The organism is Nocardiopsis salina YIM 90010, assembly GCF_000341025.1.
GTDB classification, from domain to species: Bacteria; Actinomycetota; Actinomycetes; order Streptosporangiales; family Streptosporangiaceae; genus Nocardiopsis; species Nocardiopsis salina.
Map to the genome: position 1 here is coordinate 1 of NZ_ANBF01000209.1, position 367 is coordinate 367.

Consider the following 367-nt stretch of genomic DNA (forward strand, 5'->3'; position numbering starts at 1 on the left):
GTCCTGCTGGGCGGGGTGCTCTTCGCCTACGGTCGGCGCCTGCGTTTCATGGAACTGGGCGACGAGACCGCCCGGGGCCTCGGCGTGAACACCCGCAGCACACAGATCGTCGCCTTCGCCGCGGCCAGCGCCCTGACCGGGGCCGCCATCGCCGTGGCCGGCCCGATCGGGTTCGTCGCCCTGGCCGCGCCCCAGCTGGCCCGTCGCCTGACCCGGTCGGGCGGGACCACCCTGGCGGGCGCGGCCGCCATGGGTGCGACACTGCTCGTGGTAGCAGACCTGGTGGCCCTGCGCGCCCTGGCGCCCACACAGCTCCCCGTGGGTGTGGTCACCGCCGTCATCGGCGGCACCTACCTCATCTGGCTCC

1 protein-coding gene is annotated in these 367 nt (G+C 74.7%); it reads left to right on the forward strand.

Translation table 11 applies throughout. The annotated features are described in order from the left end of the window. On the forward strand, window positions 1-367 hold a 367-nt coding region (locus tag D474_RS0123740; protein WP_017615977.1), incomplete at both ends, for an iron chelate uptake ABC transporter family permease subunit.